We start from the raw sequence: 972 nt of genomic DNA, 5'->3' as shown, positions 1-972 counted from the left end.
CCTGTGGAGGGTTCGAAACGCGCAAGTTACTTCATTACGTCCCCTTCGAGGTCGACTACCCGGCAGGGGAGCGCGATCGACTCACCGTGTTCTTTCGAATTCTCATGGTCATCCCGATCGCGGTCGTCCTCGCGGCAGTCGGCGGTACAGGATACGACAGAAACAGCGCGGTGTTCGGCGGCGGGCTGCTGTTCTTCGCTCCCCTGCTGCTGATTCTTCTCCGACAGAGGTACCCGCGGTGGTGGTTCGACTGGCATGTCGCCCTACTGAGTTTCACGAACCGGGTCGTGGCCTATCTCACTCTGCTGCGGGACGAATATCCCTCGACGGAGGACGAACAGGCCGTCCACCTGACGATTCCCTATCCGGACGCCGCGCGGCTGAACCGCTGGCTACCCCTGGTCAAGTGGCTGCTGGCGGTCCCGCACTACATCGCGCTGTTCTTCCTGTACATCGCGACGGTGGCGGCGATGATCGTCGGCTGGTTCGCCGTGCTCCTCACCGGACGCCTCCCGCGGGGACTGTTCGACTTCGTCGTCGGCGTGCTGCGCTGGACGAACCGGGTGGTCTGCTACGCGATCATTCTGACCACGGACGACTACCCACCGTTCCGACTGCGGCCCTGAAAGGCCACGGACGACGGCACGGTTCCGAGGGTGGACGACCGGCAGTGGGGTTCGGGTCGGCGGACGCCGTTGTCCGACCGGCCCTCGACGGATCAAGCTACGGCGGATGCCGCAGGCGCGGCCATCCAGGTCAGATCGGCCACGGTGACGACGAGTCGGCGAGCGACGTCGTCGGCCGACCGCCCCGCCTCCAACGCCTCTCGAATGGCTACCCCACGTGCTGTGCGCAGATCCAGCCTGCGCGGATGATCAGCCCACATCAGATCATCTGCCAACGCGGCTCGCTCGAGCGGATCGGACACCTGCAGTACCTGTTCGTAGGACATCACGGGCCAATGGTTACGGC

Annotated in this window: 2 protein-coding genes; one reads left to right on the top strand and one right to left on the bottom strand. The window is 64.8% G+C overall.

From position 1 onward, the window contains the following. Positions 1–626, top strand: a 626-nt coding sequence (locus ACY5KJ_RS16605) for a DUF4389 domain-containing protein (RefSeq protein WP_462203796.1), incomplete at its 5' end; no start/stop codon positions are given. Between the two features lie 92 nt (positions 627–718). Here the strand turns inward: ACY5KJ_RS16605 and ACY5KJ_RS16600 are convergent. After that, positions 719–972, bottom strand: a 254-nt coding sequence (locus tag ACY5KJ_RS16600; RefSeq protein WP_462203795.1) for a hypothetical protein, incomplete at its 5' end; no start/stop codon positions are given.

The organism is Frankia sp. CcWB3, assembly GCF_977927595.1.
The sequence above is the reverse complement of the archived record's forward strand: the minus strand, read 5'-3'. Positions and strand labels throughout refer to the sequence as shown.